Here is a 21,241-nt window from a genome sequence, read left to right as displayed (position 1 = left end):
CATCGGGAGTGCCCATGATCCGCCACCTGGTCCTCTTCAAGCTCCACGACGGCGTCCGGCGCGACGACCCCCGCGTGGTGGCGGGCGAGGCCGCCTTCCGCGCCCTGGGCGGGCAGATCGAGGAGCTTCGCTTCTGGGAACTGGGCTGGAACATCAGCGAGCGCCCCGTCGCCTACGACTTCGCCATCAACTCGGCGGTGGAGGACGCGGACGCCCTGAAGCGCTATCTCGAGCACCCGGCCCACCAGGCGGGCGTCGCCCTGTGGCGGGAGTTCGCCACTTGGGTGGTCGCCGACTACGAGTTCTGAGCCGCGCGCCCGCGACAGGGCCGCAGGACCCAGGGAAGCCCTCCACCGGAACGGCGGGGGGCTTTCGCGTGCGCCGGGCGGCCGGGTCACACCTCAACTTGTCCCTCAACACGGGGTTATGGGGTGCTTGCACACAGTGCACATGTCTTGTGATGCTATGACCGCTTTTGACGGATGATTGACCGATGAAGAGGTGGCGTTGACCGTGTCGGCCAGTACTGCGCCGCCCCAGGTGGAGGCATCCGCCGCTCCGGCCCCCGACCCCGCCGCCCCCGATCCGGGCGCCGACCCGGCTCCCGCACCGGAGAAGCGCCGGGGCGCCGACACCCGGGCGCTCACCCAGGTGCTCTTCGGCCAGCTGAAGGAGCTCTCCCCCGGCTCACCCGAGCACAACCGCGTGCGCGGGGCGCTCATCGAGGCGAACCTCCCGCTCGTGCGCTACGCGGCGGCCCGGTTCCGCTCCCGCAACGAGCCGATGGAGGACGTCGTCCAGGTCGGCACCATCGGCCTGATCAACGCCATCGACCGCTTCGATCCCGACCGCGGGGTGCAGTTCCCGACCTTCGCGATGCCGACGGTCGTCGGGGAGATCAAGCGGTACTTCCGCGACAACGTGCGCACCGTTCACGTCCCGCGCCGGCTGCACGAGTTGTGGGTGCAGGTCAACAGTGCCACGGAGGACCTGACCACCTGCTTCGGCCGCACTCCGACCACCGCCGAGATCGCCGAGCGGCTGCGGATCGGCGAGGACGAGGTGCTGTCCTGCATCGAGGCCGGACGCTCGTACCACGCCACCTCCCTCGAGGCCGCGCAGGAGGGCGACGGGCTGCCCGGACTGCTGGACCGCCTCGGCTACGAGGATCCCGCGCTGGACGGGGTGGAGCACCGCGATCTGGTCCGCCACCTCCTCGTCCAGCTCCCGGAGCGGGAGCAGCGCATCCTGCTGCTGCGCTACTACAGCAATCTGACCCAGTCCCAGATCAGCGCGGAGCTCGGGGTCTCCCAGATGCACGTGTCCCGGCTGCTGGCGCGCAGCTTCCAGCGGCTGCGCTCCGCGAACCGGATCGACGCCTGACCGGACGGGAGCTCGACCGGACGGGGGCCTGACCGGACGGAGGCCCGACCCGGCGATGGACGGAGTGAATCGGCGTCTGCCGGACAGAAGACTGACGGACCGACACCCGACCGGACAAAGGATCGATCCGTCACCGTCCCGAGCGAATCGCTCACGAGGACGGATCCCGACAGATTTGCCCTGATACCCCGTCACACCCTCTGTTTCCAGGGCTGTTTCGTCACTCAGATGTCGACATGTCACTACAGCGCGTTGCCGACATGTGACATTCTGCGGGAAGAGCGTTTGCCGGGGCTTCGGCTCCGGTATTCAGGTGAAGGCCGACCTTCCTCTCCGGGAGCGTCAGCCGCGACCGTCCCGCGACCCAAAGGGGGTGGCATGTCCGCAGACCAGGGCAGCTCGAAGGTGCTCACGCTCACGCCGAGCGAAACCGCGCCCGCCGAGCCCGTCACGCCGGTCGAGCCCGACGTGCTCGACGACGTCACGGCCCTCGAGGCCGCGCCCGCCCCGGCCCTCCCGGCCACCGGGGCCCTCGACACCCGCACCCTGTCCCGCTCCCTGTTCCTGCGGCTCGCCGCCCTGGACGAGAACAGCCCCGAGCGCGCCTACGTCCGGGACACCCTCATCGAGCTCAACCTCCCGCTCGTGCGCTACGCGGCGGCCCGGTTCCGCTCCCGCAACGAGCCGATGGAGGACATCGTCCAGGTCGGCACCATCGGCCTGATCAAGGCGATCGACCGCTTCGACTGCGAACGCGGCGTGGAGTTCCCGACGTTCGCGATGCCGACGGTCGTCGGTGAGATCAAGCGCTTCTTCCGGGACACCTCGTGGTCGGTGCGCGTGCCGCGCCGGCTCCAGGAGCTGCGCCTGGCCCTCACCAAGGCCAGCGACGAGCTCTCCCAGAAGCTGGACCGCTCGCCCACGGTCGCCGAACTCGCCGCCGTGCTGGGCGTGTCCGAGGAGGACGTCGTCGACGGCCTCGCGGTCGGCAACGCGTACACGGCCTCCTCGCTGGACTCCCCGGCCCCCGAGGACGACGGCGGCGAGGGCTCCCTCGCCGACCGCCTCGGCTACGAGGACACGGCCCTGGAGGGCGTCGAGTACCGCGAGTCGCTGAAGCCGCTGCTGGCCAAGCTGCCGCCGCGCGAGCGCCGCATCATCATGCTGCGCTTCTTCGCGAACATGACGCAGTCGCAGATCGGCGAGGAGGTCGGCATCTCCCAGATGCACGTCTCCCGCCTCCTGACCCGCACGCTCTCCCAGCTGCGCGAGGGCCTGATCTCCGACTAGCGCCTGTCCGGCGGCTCAGACCGCGGACGCACGATGATCACGGCGGCGCGAGGAACGCGTCGCCCGTGTGCCACGACATGGCCGCCGGGGCGCCCTTGAGGGCGCGCCGGCGGCCGTCGTCGTGTACCCGGGCGGTAGCGGCCGGGGAGGCCCCGGCCCGCCGGACGGCAGGCGGGTGCGTCCGGCCGGCGGTGCTCTGTCTGCGAGGGGAAGTGCCGTTCGGTGGGGGCTACTTGAGTGCCAGCCAGGCGACTGCCGCGACGATTGCCACCGCCACCACTACGCCCACGATCAGACCGATGCGGGGGCCGGCGGGAGCGGGGGCCTGGCGGGAGGACTGGGGCGCGCCCTCGTCGACGAACGCGCGGAACATCTGGGTGCTGCCGGCGGGGTCGTGGTTGCCCTGGGGGCCCTGGGTGTTAGCCATGCCCCGAGACCCTAGCGAAAACGCCGGTGCCGCCCCAAGTGGGCCCCTCCCGACGGTCGTCCCTCCCACCCCCGCACAGTCTCCACACCCGCTTCCATCGGGATCCGGCCCGACTCCGGCCCGCCCCACCTGCGCGTTTACTGCCGCAATACTTGCCTTTGCCAAGTTTTTGCGGCCGCCGCCCACTATTTATTTGCCTGTAGCAACCAAACGCTCCTATGGTTGCCCTAAGCAACAAACACGGGAGGTGTGATGGCCGAGCAGGTGCGATACGCGCAGTACGCGGAACTCGCGCGTCAGCTCAGCGGCGTAGGCGCCGTGAAGCGGGACCTCGGGCGGATCCTGCCCGCCGACTGCTCCGCGGGCTCCGCGGCGGTGCTGACGCTGCTCGGACGCCACGGCGACCTCCGGATGAGCGCGCTCGCCGAGCTGCTCGCCGTCGACATGTCGGTGACCAGCAGGCACGCCGCGCACCTCGCCGAGCGGGGCTGGATCGAACGCTCCCCCGACCCCGCCGACAAGCGCTCCCGCATCCTGCGCCTGACCCCCGAGGGCACCGCGATGCTCCTCGAACTGTCCCGCCGCAGCACCGACCTCCTGGCCGAGCGGCTGAGCGACTGGACCGAGGACGAGGTGGGCCAGCTCATCCTGCTGATGACCCGCCTGCGCGCCAGCTTCGGCGACTGCCGCACGACAGCGCACCGGCCGCCGCCCGCACCTCCCTCGCCCCCTCCCGTTCCCGGGAGCGAACCGACCACCCGTACACCCGCACAAGCGACGTAAGAGAAGGAAGCCCATGGCAACGACCACACCAGCCGGTGTGCGGGCGCACGCGAAGCACGCCGGAGGGCACGGCGACGACGCCCCGATGACGCACCGGCAGATCATGGAGGCCCTCTCGGGCCTGCTGCTCGGGATGTTCGTGGCGATCCTGTCGTCCACGATCGTCTCCAACGCCCTCCCGGAGATCATCGGCGACCTCGGCGGCGGCCAGTCCGCCTACACCTGGGTCGTCACCGCCACGCTGCTGGCGATGACCGCGGCGACCCCCCTGTGGGGCAAGCTCGCCGACCTCTACAACAAGAAGGCGCTCGTCCAGATAGCGCTGGTCATCTATGTGCTCGGCTCGATGGCCGCCGGTCTCTCGCAGAACTCCGGCATGCTGATCGCCTGCCGCGTGGTGCAGGGCGTCGGCGTCGGCGGCCTGTCCGCCCTCGCGCAGATCGTGATGGCCGCGATGATCTCCCCGCGTGAGCGCGGGCGCTACTCCGGCTACCTCGGCGCGACGTTCGCGGTCGCGACCGTCGGCGGCCCGCTGCTCGGCGGCGTCATCACCGACACCAGCTGGCTCGGCTGGCGCTGGTGCTTCTACGTCGGCGTGCCCTTCGCCGTCATCGCCCTGATCGTGCTGCAGAAGACCCTGCACCTGCCGGTCGTGAAGCGGGACGTCAAGGTCGACTGGGCCGGCGCGTTCTTCATCTCGGCGGCCGTCTCGCTGCTGCTCGTCTGGATCACCTTCGCGGGCGACAAGTACGACTGGCTGTCCTGGCAGACGTACGCGATGGTCGCGGGCGCGGTCGTGCTGGCGCTGGTCTTCCTGCTCGTGGAGTCCAAGGCCAGCGAGCCGATCATCCCGCTGCGCCTCTTCCGCAACCGCACCATCACCCTGTCGTCGATCGCCTCCCTGTTCGTGGGCGTCGCGATGTTCTCCGGCACGGTGTTCTTCGCCCAGTACTTCCAGCTGGCCCGGGACGAGTCCCCCACCATGTCCGGCGTGCTGACCATCCCCATGATCGGCGGCCTGTTCGTCTCCTCGACGGTCTCCGGCCAGCTCATCACCCGCACCGGCAAGTGGAAGGCCTGGCTGGTCGGCGGCGGTGTCCTCATCACGGCCGGCCTCGGTCTGCTGGGCACGATCCGCTACGACACCGACTACTGGAAGACCGCCGTCTTCATGGCGCTGCTGGGTCTCGGCATCGGCATGATGATGCAGAACCTGGTGCTGTCCACGCAGAACCAGGTCGACCCGGGCGACCTCGGCGCCGCAAGCTCCACCGTCACCTTCTTCCGCTCCCTCGGCGGTGCGATGGGCGTCTCCGCGCTGGGCGCCGTCATGGCCCACCGGATCACCGACTACGCCCGGGACGGCATCGCCGACCTCGGCCCCCGGTACGCCTCCCTCGCCTCCGGCGCCGGCTCCACCGGCGAGATCCCGGACATGGACAAGCTGCCCGCGCCGCTGCGCACGGTGATGGAGAGCGCGTACGGCCACGGCATCGCCGACGTCTTCCTGATCGCGTCGGTCCTGGCGCTGCTCGCCTTCCTCATCACGCTGTTCATCAAGGAGGTTCCGTTGCGGACCAAGGGCGCGCTGGCGCAGGCGGCTGCCGGAACCACGGAGGAGACCGCCCCCGCCCAGACCGCCACCGCGCAGACCGACACCGCGCAGACCGACACCGCCGTCGAGACCCCGGCCGGGGCCGTCGCCGAGGAGAAGGTCCCGAGCTGGGCCGTCGCCGACGACGAGAGCGACGGCACGGCGAACGCCACCGAGCCGATCCCGGCCGTCGCCGGCGCTGCCGAGGACACCGCCGGCACCGGTGCGAGCATCCCCGTCCACGGTCACGTCCGCGGCGCGGAGAACACGCCCGTCCCCCGGGCCGCCGTCACGCTGATCTCCCTCGCGGGCCGGCAGCTCGGCCGGTCGGTCGCCCAGGCCGACGGCTCCTACACGCTGGACGCGCCGGGCGCGGGCTCGTACGTCCTGATCGCCTCCGCCGACGGGTTCCAGCCGCAGGCGTCCACCGTCGTCGTGAACGGCGACCCGGTCGCGTACGACATCGTGCTCAGCGGCACCAGCGGACTGCGCGGTGTCGTGCGGGCCGCGGTGACCGGGGAGCCGGTCGAGTCCGCGATGGTGATCGTGACCGATGTGCGCGGGGACCTGCTGGCCACCGGCACCACGGGTGAGCAGGGCGACTTCTCCTTCGCCGAGCTGGTGCCGGGCGCCGTGACCGTCGCGGTGAACGCCGCCGGGTTCCGCCCGCGCGCCCTGCCCGTCGAGATCGGCCTCACCGGGGTGACCCGTACGGAGGTCGTCCTCGACGCCGGGGCACGGCTCCGGGGCGTCGTGCGGGCGCCGCACGGTCCGCTGGCGGACGCGCGCGTCACCCTCGTCGACGCGGCGGGCAACGTGGCCGGCACGGCCACCACCGGCGACGACGGTGCGTACGCCTTCACCGACCTCGACGGCGGCGAGTACACGGTCATCGCGACCGGCTACCCGCCGGCGGCCACCTCGCTCACCGTGAGCGGCCCGGGCGTCGACGACCACGACATCGAGCTCGCCCACCCGGGCGAGTAACGGGTCCGTCCCCTTCGGGACCGACCAGAACGACCAGCGACCAGCAGGACACACGGCCCGTGGCGGGGCGATCCCCCGCCACGGGCCGTGCCTTCAGGAGGAGTTGCCCGAGATGGGACTGACTGCCAGGATCCGCACCAGGGACGGATGGGCCGTGTCGCACGCGATCGTCACGGTGACCGACATGACGGGCACGCAGGTGCTGCGCGCCGAAGCCGACCCCGAGGGCGTCGTACGGGACACGACGGCGCTGGCTCCCGGGGCGTACACGGTGATCGTCACCGCGGTCGGGTACGCGCCCGTCGCCTCCAGCGCCCTCGTCACGGCGAGCGGACGGGCCGAGGTGGGCACGGTGACGCTCGCCCGGCAGGGCGGGGCCGAACTGCCGCCGCCCGGCCCGTGGACCGTCGACCCGGCGCACTCCGCGGTCGGCGCGGTCGCCCAGCACCTGGGGATCTCCAGCGTGCGCGGCCGGTTCACCGACTTCTCGGCGCGGGTGGAGATCGCCCCGCACGACGTCACCGAGTCCCGGGTGGAGGCCGTGATCCGGGCCGCCTCCATCGACACCGGCAACAGCATGCGCGACACCCACCTGCGCTCCGCCGACTTCCTGGACGTGGAGACGTACCCGGAGATCACCTACCGCTCGACCGGGCTGACGGCCGCCGGTCCCGACCGCTGGACGGTCCACGGCGACCTCACCCTGCGCGGGATCGCCCGCCCCGTCGACCTCGACCTCGCCTACCTCGGCACCGGCGCCGACCCGTGGGGCGGCACCCGCGCGGCCTTCCGCGCCACGGCCGACCTGGACCGCGAGGACTTCGCCATGAACTACAACCAGATCCTCCAGGCCGGCATCGCGGCCATCGGCACCACCCTGAAGGTGGAGCTTGACGTGCAGGCCGTCCAGGGCGCGTCACTGCCGCAGGCGTAGGGCCGACAGGGTCGGTCTCCCGGCCTCCGCTGCGCCTTCGCTGGCGGCATGGCACCGAACATCGCGACCAACACCTCGGTCACCCTCGACGAGCTGCTGGACTTCGTACGTCCCCGGCACCGCGCGATCCTGCTGACCAGGCGGGCCGACGGCAGCCCCCAGGGGTCGCCGCTGACCTGCGGCGTCGACGACTCGGGCCGGATCGTCGTCTCCACCTACCCGGAGCGGGCCAAGACGCGCAACGCCTGGGGGTAACGCCCAGGCCCTTGAGGCACTGGGGGAGGGACGAGCGGGTGAGCCTGATCGTGCTCAGCGACGAATGGAACGGACCCTCGGTCCAGATCGACGGCACCGCCGAGGTCATCGACTCGCCGGACTCCGTCGAGCCGCAGGTGGAGTACTTCCGCAACATCTCCGGCGAGCACCCGGACTGGGACGAGTGCAGGGCGGCGATGGTCGAGCAGGGCAAGTCGATCATCCGGGTCACCCCGCAGAAGTGGGGACCGGTCGCCACCGGCGGCTTCCCGGCACGACTGGCGCCGGAGCAGTGGAGGGGGCGGAGCCCTCAGTCGCAGCCCTCAGTCGCGGTCCACCATCGCCTCGATGCCCGCGACCAACAGGTCCAGGGCGAACGTGAAGTCGCGGTCCAGCATCTCCGCGACCGTGTCGCCGCCTCGGGCCGCCATGATGTCCTTCGACTGCTCCACCATCTCGGCCGTCTCCGGCACCCGGGTCACCGATGCCATGGCGTTGTGGAAGTACTCGTCCGCGCTCATGCCGGTGTCCGCCGCCCGGCCGAGGAAGTGGCTCTCGATCGTGCCGTAGCCGTACACGAACTGGAAGACGGCCGAGATCGCGCCGGTGATGCGGTGGGCGGCGAGTCCGGTGCCGCGGACGACCTGCTGGACCGTCCGGGAGAACGCCAGGGAGTTCGGCCCGATGTTCAGGTACCGCCCGGCCAGCGGGGACAGCCAGGGGTGGCGGACCAGCAGCGTGCGGTATCTGGTGGCCAGCGTGCGCAGCTGCCCGCGCCAGTCCTCGCCCGCGGCGTCCGGGTCGGGCAGCTCCATCTCGCCGAAGGCCGCGTCCAGGGCGAGTTCGAGCAGGTCGTCCTTGGTGTCGACGTACCAGTACACCGACATCGCCGTCACGTTCAGCTCGGACGCCAGCCGCCGCATGGAGAACTTGTCCAGTCCCTCGGCGTCCAGCAGCCGCACGGTGGCCTCGATGATGCGGTCCCGGTCCAGTCCGGAGGGCTGCCCGCCGCCGCGACGCCGGTGCGCCTTGCCCTCCAGCCAGACACTGGTCCGCGCCGCCTTCCCGGCATCGGCCTTCGCCATGGGCGCAACCTTCCGACGTCGCTGTTCCTGGGGAGAATGCTAGGGCGTGCCGCGAACGGCACCTCCGCCCCGTATCCCCTGGTCCCGCGCCTGTCACTCCGGCGGAGCCGCCCGCTCCGCCCGGCGCAGCAGCGCCGCCGCGACCAGACCGCCCAGGAGGACGGCGACCGCCCCCACCAACTGGCTGGTCTCCAGCCCGGAGGCGAACGCGTCGGCGATCCGCTCCCGCTCCCCCGCCCCGTCCGCCGCGGCCAGCGCCGCCGGGAGCGACGCCGCGGACACCGCCACCAGGGACGCGAAGCGGGAGTTGAGCACGGCGCCCAGGACCGCGACGCCGAGCCCGTTGCCGAACTCGGCGAGCGTGCCGTTGATCCCCGCCCCGACGCCCGCCTTCTCCGGCGGGATCGCGCTCATGATGGCGTTGGCCATCGCCGGCATCGACAGCGCCACGCCCGCGCCCATGACGACCAGCCCCAGCAGCGTCCCGCCGTAGCCGTGCCCGCCGAGCAGCGCGATCGCCGCCAGCCCGGCCGACACCAGCGTCATCCCGAGCGCGATGGCCGCCGGCGTGCCGGCCCTCAGCACCAGTTTCGCCCCGACGCCGGTGAAGTTGAGGACGACGACCGTCAGGGCCAGTGGCGCGGTCCGCAGCCCGGCGTCCAGCGGCTCGTAGCCGTGCACGAACTGCAGGTGCTGGGTGAGCAGGAAGAGCGAGCCCGTCATGCCGAACGCCACCAGGATCGCGCCCGCGACCGCGCCCACGAACCTCTGGTCGCGGAAGAAGTGCATGTCCAGCATCGGGTGCTCCGTGCGCAGCTCCCACAGCACGAAGAGGCCCAGTACGACCGTCCCGGCCGCCGCCGGGACCAGCACCCGCGCCGAGGTCCAACCGTGCTCGGGGCCGGTGATGATGGCGTACACGACGGCCGTCATCCCGACGGTCGACAGCACCGCGCCGACCAGGTCGGGCCGGTCGCCGGCCTTGTGCCTGGACTCCGGTACCAGTGCGGCGACCGCGACCAGGCCGAGCAGGGCGACCGGGATGTTGATCAAAAAGATCGCGCCCCACCAGAAGTGGTTCAGCATCACCCCGCCGATCAGCGGCCCGGCCGCGAAACCGAGCGAACTGACCGTCGACCACAGCGCGATGGCCTTCACCCGCTCCTGGTCGTCGAAGATCTCCACGACGACGGCCAGGGTCGTCGTCATCAGCAGCGCGCCGCCGATGCCCATGCCCGCACGGGCCGCGATCAGCTGGGCCGGGCTCTGCGACAGCCCTGCCGCCAGCGAGCCCAAGCCGAAGACTGCGAGGCCCGACATCAGCATCAGCTTGCGGCCGTAGCGGTCGGCGGCGTTGCCCGCCGTGAGCAGCAGGCCGGACTGGACCAGGGAGTAGGCGTTCATCATCCACTGCACGTCGGCGGTGGTCGCGTCCATCTCGCGGGTGAGCGAGGGGATCGCCACGTTGAGGATCGTGTTGTCGAGCAGCACGGTGAGCTGCGCGAGACAGATGACGCCGAGGATCAGCCAGCGCTGAGGGTGACCGGCCGACGTGGTCTCGGGCAGGGCGGTTTCCTGGGGGGACATCGTCATGCTGTACACCGTAGAACGGCTCTCGTACGGTGTACAACGAGGTTTCCGGGCACGGGGGTTTCCGGGGTTTCCGGGGTTTCCGGGGTTTCCGGGGTTTCCGGGTCCGGGGTTTCCGGGGTTTCCGGGGTTTCCGGGGTTTCCGGGGTTTCCGGGTCCGGGGTTTCCGGGCACGGGGAAGGGCGGTGACCTGAGGCCACCGCCCTTCGCCGTGTCGTGCGCGTTTCCCGCGGGGTCAGCCGCTCGCCTTCTGCGTCAGGTCGTAGAAGGTGGCCGAACCCACCGTGACCTGCTTGAAGTTGGCCTGCACCCATGCGCTGATCTGGGCGGACGTGCCGTTGTCGCTGCCGCTGCCGCGCATGCCGCCGCCTGAGCCGCCGGAGATGAAGTAGTGGATCTTTCCGTCGGTCACGTACTGCTTGAACTGGGCCAGTGTCGGGGACGGATCGGTGCCGTTGAAGCCGCCGATCGCCATCACCGGGTCTCCGGTGGAGAGCTGGTAACTCGCGGCGTTCTGGGCGCCGATGGCCGCCGCGACCCAGGTGTAGTCGCCCGAGTCGGTCTCCAGCAGCTTCTTCGCCTCGTCGGAGACACTGGCGCCGTTGATCAGACCGCCCATGCCGCCACCGCCGCCCATGCCGCCCATGCGGCCGCCGGTGCCGTTCTGCTGGTTCTGCCGGCCATTCTGCTGACCCGGCATTGCGCCGCCGAAGCCGCCGCCGGGGAAGCCGTTGCCGTTCTGCTGGCCCTGCTGACCCTGCTGGCTGTTCTGCTGCCCCTGCTGGTTCTGGCCGTTCTGGCCGTTCCGGCCCCCGCCGGGGAAGCCCCCGCCGCCCGGGCCGCCGCGACCACCCGCGACCGCCGGGCCGGCGGTGACGATCGAGCCGGTGTGGCCCTCGTTCACCGTGGTCAGCGTGTACGCCGTCGGACCCGCCAGCGCCGCGACGACACCGATGCCGGCGACGCCCAGGGCCAGCCCCCGCCCCAGCCTGCTGACGAAGATCAGTCCGAGCGCCGCGGCCAGGCCGCCCACCAGCACGAGCCACTTCAGCCAGGGCAGGTAGTCGGAGGAGCGGTTGAGGAGGACGTACCCCCACACCGCGGTGGCCGTCGTCGCGCCCGCCAGCGTCAGCGACGCCCACGCCCTGCCCCGCAGCTCCCACAGCGTGACCGCGCCCATGCCGATCAGCGGCGCGATGTAGGGAGCGAGGGCGACGGTGTAGTACTCGTGGAAGATCCCCTGCATGTAGCTGAAGACCACCATGGTGATCAGCAGCGCGCCGCCCCACACCAGGAACGACCCTCGGGTGACGGACGTCCGTCGGGCCCTGCCCGTGGCCACCAGGCCCGCGACGAGCAGGATCAGCGCGGCCGGGATCAGCCAGGAGATCTGGCCGCCGATGCCGGAGCCGAACAGCCGGTCCCAGCCGGTCTCGCCCCAGTTGCCGCCGCCGTTGCCGCCGCCACCGCCGCCGACGCTGCCGGTCTCCTCGCCGTTGAGGCGGCCGAGACCGTTGTAGCCGAAGGTCAGCTCCAGGAACGAGTTGTTCTGCGAGCCGCCGATGTACGGGCGGGAGGAGGCGGGCCACAGCTCGACGATCGCGACCCACCAGCCGCCGGAGAGGACCAGCGCGCCCGTCGCGGCGGCCAGCTGTCCGAACCGCTTCCTCACGCTCACCGGCGCGCAGACCGCGTACACGACCGCCAGCGGCGGCAGGATCAGGAAGGCCTGGAGGGTCTTGGCGAGGAACGCGAAGCCGATCGCGGCCCCGGCCCACATCAGCCACTTCGTCCGGCCGTCCTCCAGGGCGCGGATCACGAAGTAACAGGCCACGGCCATCAGCAGGGCGAGCATCGCGTCCGGGTTGTTGAACCGGAACATCAGCGCGGCCACGGGGGTGAGCGCGAGCACGGCGCCCGCGATCAGGCCGGCCGCGGCGCTGAACCGGCGGCGCACCGCCGCGTACACCACGGCGACCGTGCCGACGCCCATGAGGACCTCGGGGACCAGGATCGCCCAGGAGCTCAGGCCGAAGATCCTCACGGACAGCGCCATCGGCCACAGGGACGCCGGCGGCTTGTCGACGGTGATGGCGTTCGCCGCGTCCAGGGAGCCGAAGAAGAAGGCCTTCCAGGACTGGCTGCCGGCCTGCACGGCGGCGGAGTAGAACGAGTTGGCGTAACCGGAGGCGCTGAGGCCGTAGAGGTAGAGGACGAGGGTGGCGGCCAGCAGGCCGAGGAAGGCGGCACGGGCCCAGCGGGGGTCCTCGGGGCGGCCGCGCCACAGTCTGCGCACGAAGGGCTGCTTCGGCTCACCCGACTCGGGGGCCGGGACGAGCGGTTCGCGTCCGGCGTCCGCGGCGTTCTCCCCCGTGGGCGTCTGCGGCGGACTCCAGGCGGTGGTCGCGGTCGTCGTCGGGTCGAGGTGCGTGGTCATCGGGCGTCCCCCGGGTCGGTGTCGTGGGGGCGCACCGGCTGCAGCCGCATGGTGGCGTCGGTGGCATCCCCCCAGGTGCCGTCCGCGGCTTCGCCGGCGCGGAACTGGGTGGCGGAGTCGTACGAGCCACGCGGGTCGTACGGGTCGTCGTGCCGGACGGAACCCGCCGCCGGCGTCGGTTGTGCGTCGTCCCCCCGCCGGTCGGCGAACACCCACGCGCGGAAGAGCAGGAAGCGCAGGACCGTCGCCGCGAGGTTGGCGGCGACCAGGACCGCCAGTTCGGTGGAGTGCGCGGGGTCGGAGGTCGCCGCGTTCAGGGCGAGGAGAGAACCGCTGGTCAGCGCGAGCCCGATGCCGAAGACGACCAGCCCCTGCGCCTGGTGGCGGACGGCGCCGCCGGGACCGCGCACCCCGAAGGTGAGGCGGCGGTTGGCGGCCGTGTTGGCGATCGCCGACACCAGCAGGGCGAGCGCGTTCGCGATCTGGGAGCCGGCGAACAGCCTGAAGCCGCTGTAGAGCAGCAGGTAGAACAGCGTGGAGAGGCCGCCGACGACACAGAAGCCGACGAGTTGGCGGGCCAGGCCCTTGGGTACGTCCATGATGTCGCGGTCGCGGGGGTCGTCGCCGAACGGCCTGGTCAACCGGTCCAGGGGGAGCGAACCGGTGGCCAGGGCCTTCCCTACGCGCCATACCCCCTTCAGGTCGTCGGTCGCCGTCTTGACGATGTGCACCGTGGAGTCCGGGTCGTCGACCCAGTCGACCGGCACCTCGTGGATACGGAGTCCGGCCCGCTCGGCGAGCACCAGCATCTCAGTGTCGAAGAACCAGCCGGTGTCTTCCACCAGGGGGAGCAGGATCCGGGCGACGTCACGGCGGATCGCCTTGAAGCCGCACTGGGCGTCGGAGAAACGGGCCTGGAGCGAGCCGCGCAGGATCAGGTTGTAGGAGCGGGAGATGAACTCCCGCTTCGCGCCGCGCACCACGCGTGAGCTGCGGGAGAGCCGGGAGCCGATCGCCAGGTCGGAGTGGCCGGAGATGAGCGGCGCCACCAGCGGCAGCAGCGCGTTGAGGTCGGTGGACAGGTCGACGTCCATGTACGCGAGGATCGGGGCGTCCGAAGTGGACCAGACGGTCCGCAGCGCACGGCCGCGGCCCTTCTGCGCCAGCCGGAAGGACCTCACCTCGGGGATCCGCGTCTCCAGCAGTCGCGCCACGTCGGGTGTGGCGTCCGTGGACGCGTTGTCCGCGATCGTGATGCGGAAGGAGTAGGGGAACGTCCGCGTCAGGTGGTCGTGCAGTCTCCGGACGCACGGCTGGAGGTCCTTCTCCTCGTTGTAGACGGGGATCACTACGTCCAGGACAGGCGTACCGGCGGTGGCGGCCGGGAGGTGCTCCCGCGCCGGCAGGGTGCCGGGAGAAGAGTCGGTTCGCATGAGGACGACTTTCGTCAGGCGCCCTGTCGCACCCGTGTGCCGGCCCTGTGCTGGTCCTGTGAGTCCAGTTGCCAGTTCGTTTCGGGCGCGGGCTGGGGCAGGGCGGGGCCGAGGGCGGGCAGGTGCAGGGTGAAGACGGTCCGGCCGGGCACGCTGTCGACGGTCACGGCGCCGCCGTGCGCGGCCGCCACGGCCTGCACGATGGCGAGGCCCAGACCGGTCGAGCCGGAGGCGCGCGAGCGCGAGGAGTCGCCGCGGGCGAACCGTTCGAAGACGTGCGGGAGCAGGTCCGGCGGGATGCCCTGGCCGTCGTCCTGGACGTCCACGCACAGCCAGGGGCCGCGCCGACCCACCCGTGCGGTGACGGTCGTGCCGGGCGGGGTGTGCGTGCGGGCGTTGGCGAGGAGGTTGACCAGCACCTGCTGCAGCCGGGCCGAGTCCGCCGACACCATGGCCGGCTCGTCAGGCAGGTCGAGCCGCCAGATGTGCTCGCGGCCCGCGGCACGGGCGTCGCTGACGGTGTCGATGACGAGGGGGACGAGGTCGGTCTGCTCGAACTGCAGCGGGCGGCCGGCGTCGAGGCGGGCCAGCAGGAGGAGGTCCTCGACGAGGAGGGTCATGCGTCCGGCCTCGGACTCGATGCGGCCCAGCGCGTGCCGGGTGTCGGGGCCGACCTGCTCGCGTCCGCGGCGGGTGAGCTCGGCGTAGCCCCGGATGGAGGCCAGCGGGGTGCGCAGTTCGTGGCTGGCGTCCGCGACGAACTGCCTCACCCGCGTCTCGCTCTCCTGACGCGCGTGCAGCGCGCCGTGGACGTGGTTCAGCATCCGGTTGAGCGCCGCGCCGACCTGCCCGACCTCGGTGTGCGGATCGGTCTCTGACTCCGGGACCCGCTCGCTGAGGTTGACCTCGCCGGTGTGCAGGGGCAGTTCGGAGACACGGGTGGCGGTGGCGGCGACCTTGCGGAGAGGGCGGGTGGCCACGCCGACCATGACGGTGCCCGCGAGGCCGGCCGCGATGAGTCCGGCGGCGGTGAGGCTGATCTCCACGAGGATCAGGGTGTTGATGGTGTTGTCGACGTCCTTGGTGGGGATGGCGACGTAGTAGCCGGAGTCGTCGTTCCACGCGTACCTGACGCGGTACGAGCCGAGGCCGGGGAGTTCCACGGTGTGCGGCTTCCCGTCCCGGGAGACGGAGCTGAGCGCCTTGACCTGGGCCGCGTCGAGATTCGCGGCGGTCATGGTGAAGGCGTCGGCGGACGCCACACCCCGCTTGGCCTCGGTGACGGAGCCGTCGACGACCTTGGCCGCGACCGTTCCGGGGGGCTGCGGTCCCTTGGTGACGAAGTCGGAGAGGTCGGCCACCTTCAGCCTGCCCTGCTGCGTGGGCGTCCCGGCGGCGTTCGTGAGCCGACCGGGCAGCCCACCGAAGTCGCGCGGCGCGACCCGTGCCGCGGCCTCGGCGAGCCGCCCGTTGAGCTGGCCGTACAGATGGTCCCGCAGCACGATCGTGGTGACGGTGCCGATGACCGCGCAGACCACGGCGATCAGGGTGACGGAGACGACGACGAGCCGCGTCCGCAGGGTGCGCGGTTGCCCGGTCCGTCTCTTCGCCGTCCTCGGCTTGCGCGGTCGCCGCCGCCCGCTCATGACGCGGCGGGCTTGATCAGGTATCCCGCGCCACGCCGGGTGTGGATCATCGGCTCGCGTCCCGCGTCTATCTTGCGCCGCAGGTAGGAGATGTACAGCTCGACCACGTTGGCCTGCCCGCCGAAGTCGTACGACCACACGCGGTCCAGGATCTGCGCCTTGCTGAGCACGCGCCGCGGGTTGCGCATCAGGAAGCGCAGCAGCTCGAACTCGGTGGCGGTGAGGTGGATGTCCGCGCCGGCGCGGGAGACCTCGTGGCTGTCCTCGTCGAGGGTGAGGTCCCCGACGACGAGCATGGAGTCGGAGCGGCGGTCGGCGGCGCCGGAACGCCGGATGAGCCCGCGCAGCCGCGCCACGACCTCTTCGAGGGAGAACGGCTTGGTGACGTAGTCGTCGCCGCCCGCGGTGAGGCCCGCGATCCGGTCCTCGACCGCGTCCTTGGCGGTCAGGAACAGCACCGGGACGTCCGGCAGCTCGCGCCGCAGCCGGCCCAGCACGGTCAGACCGTCCATGTCGGGCAGCATCATGTCGAGGACGACCGCGTCCGGCCGGAACTCCCGGGCGGTCTGGACGGCGCCGGTGCCGTCGCCGGCGCTGCGGATCTGCCAGCCCTCGTAGCGCAGGGCCATGGACAGCAGCTCGGTGATCGACAACTCGTCGTCCACCACAAGCACTCGGACGGGGCTCCCGTCCGGCCTCAGCAGTTCGGTGCGCCCCTGGGGCGAGGTCGTGGTCATACGGCACACGATGTCGAGGGGCTCTGAGAGCACGCTTTCGGCTGTCTGTGATTTCCCTGAGAAACGCACAGCCGGCTCTCAGCCGAGCCGCCTTGCGCGGGCTGTCACTCCCTCAGAACAAGCCGTCCTGGAGGCTCGAGTTGGTGAACTCCTTCACCGGCAGGGCGACTTCGGGACTTCCCTCCACCGGGACGAGCTGCCACCCCCGCATCAACCGGGTGTCGAGCACGACCGCTCCGGTCGGCGTCCCCAGGTGGAGGTCGGGGCCGGCGGCCGCCAGGAGTTCGCCGTTCAGCATGCCGCCGGGGACCAGTTCGCTCACCTGGCCCAGCGGTGCCGGTGTGCCGTCGATCCCGAACGCGCGGACATGGTCCACGGGGAGGAATGGCTCCCGCCGCAACGACTCGGGCCAGGAAGCCAGTTCGACGGCCGACGGCCTGTGCGTGCAACTCCCTGATCTCCGCGGCTCTTTCCTCGGGTCTCAGCGGCAACTCGGCGCGTACGGCACGCTTCTCGGCGTACGGGATCCGGTCCGGGACGCGCAGGGCGGCCCGCAGCAGCTCCTCCGTGCGCCGGGCGGCCATCAGCGGGCCGGCGCCGAGCCAGCTGAAGCAGACCGCACCCTGCTCCAGCAGCCGGGCCGAACCCCGCTCGACCGCCGTGATCCCGACCTTGACCATGCCGGGCCCGAACCATGCGAGATACACCCGGTACGGCCGGGGATCGTCGGCGATCCCGTCGGCGGCCACCGAGTGCGCCCGGTCCAGCCGCGCGCACTCCTCGCACCGGCCCCCCGTGCTCCGCCCCGGCACCTGCGCCCGCACCGGACACGGATGCCCTCGCGCCCCCGCGCACTCCCGCACACCCCCCTCCACGACCCCGAAGGCCACCCGCTTCCCCCAGGACAGCGGACTACGACGCCCGCCGTCCCACATCAGCTCGGGCCCCCGCTCCGACCACCGCAGCCCCGCGCACTTCCATGCCTGTGCCATCGCCCACCACCGTAGGCCCTGCCACTGACAAAGCCCCCGCCCTTCCGCGCCCACGCCCGGCGAGGCGGCACCCCAGGCACTCCGGGTGGCCGCCCCGGGCATGCGGGTCGCGCACCCGCATGCCCCACTCCTCCCGCGGCCGCACCCCGGGCGGCTTGCCCCACCCCGTCAGATGCAACACCCAGGTGACCAGCGCGGCCAGGGCGACGATCACCAAACCGACCGAGACCAGCGCGCCGGAGGAGACGCACACCCCGACGCCCGCCACCGAGCCGCCTACGGCCGTGACGGCGACCCCGGTCCAGCCGGCGATCGTGTGCCCTTCGTCGTACAGAGACATAGACCCCTCACGCTCTAAGAAGTTGTATTGCTTAACTTCTTACAAGGTAAGAGAAACCGAAAGCGGATAACAAGGAGCCAGCACCACCGGAACCGGAGAGGAAGCGAACCCCCGCGATGACAGCCGCCCAGCCCCCTCGCCCCGCCGCGACCCCAGCCCAGGCGCTGGCCGCGATGGACGACCTCATCGCGGCCCACCTGGTCGGCCAGCAGGAGATGGCCCAGCGCCTGGGCCTGAACGTGAGCGACCTCACCTGCCTCGGCTACGTCTTCCAGGCCGGCGAGGACCTCCTCACCGCGGGCGACCTAGCGACCCGGGTCCATGTCACGACCGGCGCGGTCACCGGCATCCTCAACCGCCTCGAACGCGCCGGCTACGTCACCCGTCGCCCGGACCCCCGGGACCGCCGCCGCGTCCGTGTGGCCCCCCGACCCGATGCGGCGGCACGCGTCCAGGCCCTCTACGAGCCGTACTACGCCCGCCTGAACGCCCTCTTCGCCGACTACGCCCCCGAGGAGATCGCCGTCCTCACCGACTTCTTCACCCGCACGACGAACCTGGCCAACGCCTACCGCGAGGAACTCCGCGACCAGGCCGACGAGTCCTCCTGACCACGAGAAGCCGCCGGGCCACCGCGCTCGCACACGACGAAGCCCCCTCCGGGAGGTCCCGGAGGGGGCTTCGATACGCCGAGACGGATGTCAGCCGACGAGGCCGACGGACACGAGCCCGCCGCCCGCGGCGATCGCGCAGGCGATCCCGCGCTGCCACCACGTGACGGTCTCCGGGCGTCCGCGTGTCGCCATCACCAGGACGGAGTTGGCGGCGAACGCCGGGAGCAGGACGCCGAACAGGGCGAACGTCCCGACCGCGGACAAGGACAACTCCACCCGCGCCATCAGAGCGCCCACGGCCATGGCGACGGCGGCGAGCGCGTACAGCGCCGCCGAGACGAGCGTGATGTCGTCCTTCTTCAGCGGCACGGGACCGCGCCGCTTGTGGTGGTTCCAGTGACGCCGCTCGGTGCCGAGCCGGGCCAGCACCATGATCACCACCTCGACCGCGAGGGCGATCACCGCCACGTGCTCGATCGTCATGCCGTCACCTCACTTGTGGCAGGCCTGGGAGATGGCCGAGATCCCGATGAACGCCTTCACCGCCTCACGCTCCGCGGAACCGACAAGCTTGCCGTTCACGAAGCGCCAGATGATGTTCGCGGTCTTCTTCGCGCCGTACCTCTTGAACAGCGCCACGGCCCGGACGACCTTGATGCTGGAACCGGCCGGCGCGAAGCTGATCAGGACGGCCGCGATGGCCGCACCGCACGTGACGACGAACTTGGTCTTGTCCCACCACCCGAAGGCGGCGCCCGGGTGGCCACCCTTGCTGCCGCCAATGAGCTGGGCGAGGACGGTGTCGCGCACCTCCGCGTTGGCGAAGACGGGCAGCAGCGCGGCCTGGGCCTCGGCGTCGCCGGGGTAGGCGGCCTGCACCAACCGCTGGGCGGTGGGCTTCGCCGGCAGCGCGGCCAGACGGGCCCGGAAGGCCTCCGCGTCCGGGGCGGGGCGGGTCAGCGCTGTGTCCAGCGCGGCGGCGAACTGCTCCTCGGTCACGCCGAGCGCGGACACGCTCTCCGAAAGCGCCGCGCCCTGCTCCTTCTCCGCGGGCGTGAGGCCCGAGTCGTCGACGGCCACGGCGGCGCTGACAGCGGTCTGCGGCGCCGGCTCCGCGGCATGGGCGCCGGTGGCGGTGGCGAAGAGGGCCCCGGCGGTCACCGCGGCGACGATCATCGCGCTGGTGCGGTGGAACGTGCTGCGCGGCCCCGTACTGGTGGTCATGCTCAAGTCCCCGTGTTTCATGTTCACTTGTATGAGGCGGTGTGTGCCTCGGTGGTCGAAATGAACGTATGACTTCGGAGAAGCCCCGTAAAGGATCTTGAGGATGATCAGAGCCGGCGACGAGCGGCCCTCGGGTGACGAGACCGTCGTGGGCTTCGGCTACAAGACGTCATGGCTGGCGGTGCCCGGTGCGGTTGGCGGCGAACTCGCTGACGCACTGAAGCTGACCGGGCGAGTGAGGATGGACCGGGAGGCGGCCTACCGGCGGGGTGCGTTCATGGCCTCCCCGGTGAACGGCTGGCCCCTGACCCACGGCTGGGCGAGGGTGCAGACCGGCCGAGTCGTCCGGGCCTACCGCTACGACGGCGCACGCGGCGACGTGGCCCTGCGCGTCGGCGAGCCCACCACGATCGAGCACCAACTCGACGCCGGCCACCGAGCCCTCGGACCCCCGTCGCCCGGCTGCCGCCGACCCCGGAAACGCGAGAGGCCCCGGATCTCTCCGGGGCCTCTCGCCTGTGTGCACTCGGCAGGATTCGAACCTGCAACCTTCTGATCCGTAGGATCGGGCAGGCCGTTGGGTGGGGGCGCCGTCTTCCTCCCGGATGATTGCTAGCGATCGTGATCAACAGCGTATGTGTGCCGTCGTTGCCGTCAGGGTTGCCGTCGGTTCGGACGGCGCACACCGACCAGCGACAGCTCCCAGCATGCGCAGGACTCCGGTCCCAGGCTCAGATCACGGTCCGGCCGACGGGGCTTGCTTGCCGAGTGATCAGGCCGGATGACCTCAGCGACTTCCCCGCCCGTAGTTCGCATCGAGCGGGTAGTGAGTGAGCTGTTCCAGCAAGTGGTGCCGGAGGCGCCGGCCCGGCCTCAAGGCGGTGGCAGGCGTCGGCACGGTGACCGTGAGGTGCTGGCCGCGACAGTTTTCGTTGCCACGTCGGACTGCACATGCCAAGATCGCGCCTGACTTTGATCGCTCTGATGCGGAAGGGCTTCTGATGGCCAAGATGAGGAACCGGATCGTCACCCTGCTGGCGGCGACCGCCGTGATGGTCGGCGTCTCCTTCGGCGCCGGCGCGGGCACCGCCGCGGCAGCGCCCCGGCTCACCTACACGACGAGCTGGTATCAGGACTACGATTCGGTCATCGTCTACCTCTACGCCGACGGCAACTACGCCGGATATGTGAACTGGAACTCGGACCCGGACAGCTTCGGCACCCCCGGAGACGCGCTCCGGGCGCATGACGGCGGGGCCGACGGGTGGGGCGTCGAGGGGACCGTCATGAACGGCCAGGTCTACCGCGTGGCTTCGACGGCGGGCCACGCGTCCCCCTACACGACCCCGTGGCAGACCGGCGACATCCCCGAGGGGCAACGGATGATGCTCGACGCGTGCCTGGTGAAGGGCTCGGAGGAGGTCTGCACCGGGTTCGACTTCTACGTCTACGCGTAGACGCGATCGCCCCACCCGGGCGGGCGGGGGTGT

At 71.3% G+C, this 21,241-nt stretch carries 19 protein-coding genes and 2 pseudogenes; 10 read left to right on the top strand and 11 right to left on the bottom strand.

Features of this window, described 5'->3' with window-relative positions:
* Positions 1–14: 14 nt before the first annotated feature.
* The 3 genes from ACIOC0_RS10130 to ACIOC0_RS10120 all read left to right on the top strand — a co-directional run bounded on the left by ACIOC0_RS10130 (position 15) and on the right by ACIOC0_RS10120 (position 2,673).
* Complete coding sequence (locus ACIOC0_RS10130) at positions 15–308, top strand: Dabb family protein (protein WP_402154257.1); 294 nt, start codon at positions 15–17, stop codon at positions 306–308.
* A 199-nt stretch (positions 309–507) separates the two neighbouring features.
* Positions 508–1,383 (top strand): RNA polymerase sigma factor SigF, encoded by an 876-nt coding sequence (locus tag ACIOC0_RS10125; RefSeq protein ID WP_402154382.1) that lies wholly within the window; start codon positions 508–510, stop codon positions 1,381–1,383.
* Positions 1,384–1,761: 378 nt separating this feature from the next.
* Entirely contained in the window at positions 1,762–2,673 is a 912-nt protein-coding gene (locus ACIOC0_RS10120) for an RNA polymerase sigma factor SigF (RefSeq protein ID WP_352252218.1), read from the top strand.
* A 229-nt stretch (positions 2,674–2,902) separates the two neighbouring features.
* Here the strand turns inward: ACIOC0_RS10120 and ACIOC0_RS10115 are convergent, their stop codons facing one another.
* Positions 2,903–3,100, bottom strand: a complete 198-nt coding sequence (locus ACIOC0_RS10115; RefSeq protein WP_130439352.1) for a hypothetical protein — start codon at positions 3,098–3,100, stop codon at positions 2,903–2,905.
* A gap of 252 nt (positions 3,101–3,352) precedes the next feature.
* Here ACIOC0_RS10115 and ACIOC0_RS10110 point away from each other — a divergent pair, with 252 nt between their 5' ends.
* The 4 genes and pseudogenes from ACIOC0_RS10110 to ACIOC0_RS10095 all read left to right on the top strand — a co-directional run.
* Positions 3,353–3,883 (top strand): MarR family winged helix-turn-helix transcriptional regulator, encoded by a 531-nt coding sequence (locus ACIOC0_RS10110; RefSeq protein WP_402154255.1) that lies wholly within the window; start codon positions 3,353–3,355, stop codon positions 3,881–3,883.
* 13 nt (positions 3,884–3,896) lie between these two features.
* Entirely contained in the window at positions 3,897–6,464 is a 2,568-nt protein-coding gene (locus ACIOC0_RS10105; RefSeq protein ID WP_402154253.1) for an MFS transporter, read from the top strand.
* Between the two features lie 112 nt (positions 6,465–6,576).
* Positions 6,577–7,398: a YceI family protein gene (locus ACIOC0_RS10100; protein ID WP_402154251.1), complete on the top strand. Its 822-nt coding sequence runs from the start codon at positions 6,577–6,579 to the stop codon at positions 7,396–7,398.
* A gap of 48 nt (positions 7,399–7,446) precedes the next feature.
* A pseudogene (locus ACIOC0_RS10095) lies at positions 7,447–7,940 on the top strand (PPOX class F420-dependent oxidoreductase); the annotation flags it as partial.
* Positions 7,941–7,976: 36 nt separating this feature from the next.
* Here ACIOC0_RS10095 and ACIOC0_RS10090 read toward each other — a convergent pair.
* The 8 genes and pseudogenes from ACIOC0_RS10090 to ACIOC0_RS10055 all read right to left on the bottom strand — a co-directional run bounded on the left by ACIOC0_RS10090 (position 7,977) and on the right by ACIOC0_RS10055 (position 17,913).
* Positions 7,977–8,738: a TetR/AcrR family transcriptional regulator gene (locus ACIOC0_RS10090; protein WP_402154249.1), complete on the bottom strand. Its 762-nt coding sequence runs from the start codon at positions 8,736–8,738 to the stop codon at positions 7,977–7,979.
* 93 nt (positions 8,739–8,831) lie between these two features.
* Positions 8,832–10,331 (bottom strand): MFS transporter, encoded by a 1,500-nt coding sequence (locus ACIOC0_RS10085; protein ID WP_402154247.1) that lies wholly within the window; start codon positions 10,329–10,331, stop codon positions 8,832–8,834.
* A 232-nt stretch (positions 10,332–10,563) separates the two neighbouring features.
* Positions 10,564–12,765, bottom strand: coding sequence for an ArnT family glycosyltransferase (locus ACIOC0_RS10080; RefSeq protein WP_402154245.1), 2,202 nt, complete (start codon positions 12,763–12,765; stop codon positions 10,564–10,566).
* The gene (locus ACIOC0_RS10075) at positions 12,762–14,198 is read right to left on the bottom strand and encodes a glycosyltransferase (protein WP_402154243.1); all 1,437 of its coding nucleotides are present in this window, start codon (positions 14,196–14,198) and stop codon (positions 12,762–12,764) included. The genes ACIOC0_RS10080 and ACIOC0_RS10075 overlap by 4 nt, the downstream gene beginning before the upstream one ends.
* Before the next feature lie 14 nt (positions 14,199–14,212).
* Positions 14,213–15,844: an ATP-binding protein gene (locus ACIOC0_RS10070; protein ID WP_402154241.1), complete on the bottom strand. Its 1,632-nt coding sequence runs from the start codon at positions 15,842–15,844 to the stop codon at positions 14,213–14,215.
* Positions 15,841–16,581 (bottom strand): response regulator transcription factor, encoded by a 741-nt coding sequence (locus ACIOC0_RS10065; protein ID WP_351094350.1) that lies wholly within the window; start codon positions 16,579–16,581, stop codon positions 15,841–15,843. Before ACIOC0_RS10065 ends, ACIOC0_RS10070 begins: the two co-directional genes overlap by 4 nt.
* 112 nt (positions 16,582–16,693) lie before the next feature.
* Positions 16,694–17,573 (bottom strand): annotated as a pseudogene (locus tag ACIOC0_RS10060) (DUF2797 domain-containing protein).
* Positions 17,494–17,913 carry an HGxxPAAW family protein gene (locus tag ACIOC0_RS10055; protein WP_402154239.1) on the bottom strand — a complete coding sequence of 140 codons (420 nt, stop codon included), beginning with the start codon at positions 17,911–17,913 and terminating at the stop codon, positions 17,494–17,496. The pseudogene ACIOC0_RS10060 and the gene ACIOC0_RS10055 overlap by 80 nt, the downstream one beginning before the upstream one ends.
* 116 nt (positions 17,914–18,029) lie before the next feature.
* On the opposite strand from ACIOC0_RS10055, the gene ACIOC0_RS10050 reads away from it, so the two are divergent.
* A complete protein-coding gene (locus ACIOC0_RS10050; RefSeq protein ID WP_351094344.1) occupies positions 18,030–18,524 on the top strand; it encodes a MarR family transcriptional regulator in 495 nt (164 codons plus the stop codon).
* Between the two features lie 90 nt (positions 18,525–18,614).
* Here ACIOC0_RS10050 and ACIOC0_RS10045 read toward each other — a convergent pair whose 3' ends face one another.
* Both ACIOC0_RS10045 and ACIOC0_RS10040 read right to left on the bottom strand, forming a co-directional pair.
* Complete coding sequence (locus ACIOC0_RS10045) at positions 18,615–19,010, bottom strand: hypothetical protein (protein ID WP_402154237.1); 396 nt, start codon at positions 19,008–19,010, stop codon at positions 18,615–18,617.
* A 9-nt stretch (positions 19,011–19,019) separates the two neighbouring features.
* Positions 19,020–19,751 carry a hypothetical protein gene (locus ACIOC0_RS10040; protein WP_402154235.1) on the bottom strand — a complete coding sequence of 244 codons (732 nt, stop codon included), beginning with the start codon at positions 19,749–19,751 and terminating at the stop codon, positions 19,020–19,022.
* Positions 19,752–19,854: 103 nt separating this feature from the next.
* Here ACIOC0_RS10040 and ACIOC0_RS10035 point away from each other — a divergent pair, with 103 nt between their 5' ends.
* Together ACIOC0_RS10035 and ACIOC0_RS10030 are read left to right on the top strand one after the other, a co-directional pair.
* Positions 19,855–20,307 carry a hypothetical protein gene (locus tag ACIOC0_RS10035; protein WP_402154233.1) on the top strand — a complete coding sequence of 151 codons (453 nt, stop codon included), beginning with the start codon at positions 19,855–19,857 and terminating at the stop codon, positions 20,305–20,307.
* A 445-nt stretch (positions 20,308–20,752) separates the two neighbouring features.
* Positions 20,753–21,208, top strand: a complete 456-nt coding sequence (locus ACIOC0_RS10030; protein ID WP_402154232.1) for a hypothetical protein — start codon at positions 20,753–20,755, stop codon at positions 21,206–21,208.
* Positions 21,209–21,241 lie beyond the last annotated feature (33 nt).

The sequence above is a fragment of the Streptomyces sp. NPDC088254 genome (assembly GCF_044740925.1).
Lineage (GTDB): Bacteria > Actinomycetota > Actinomycetes > Streptomycetales > Streptomycetaceae > Streptomyces.
The sequence above is the reverse complement of the archived record's forward strand: the minus strand, read 5'-3'. Positions and strand labels throughout refer to the sequence as shown.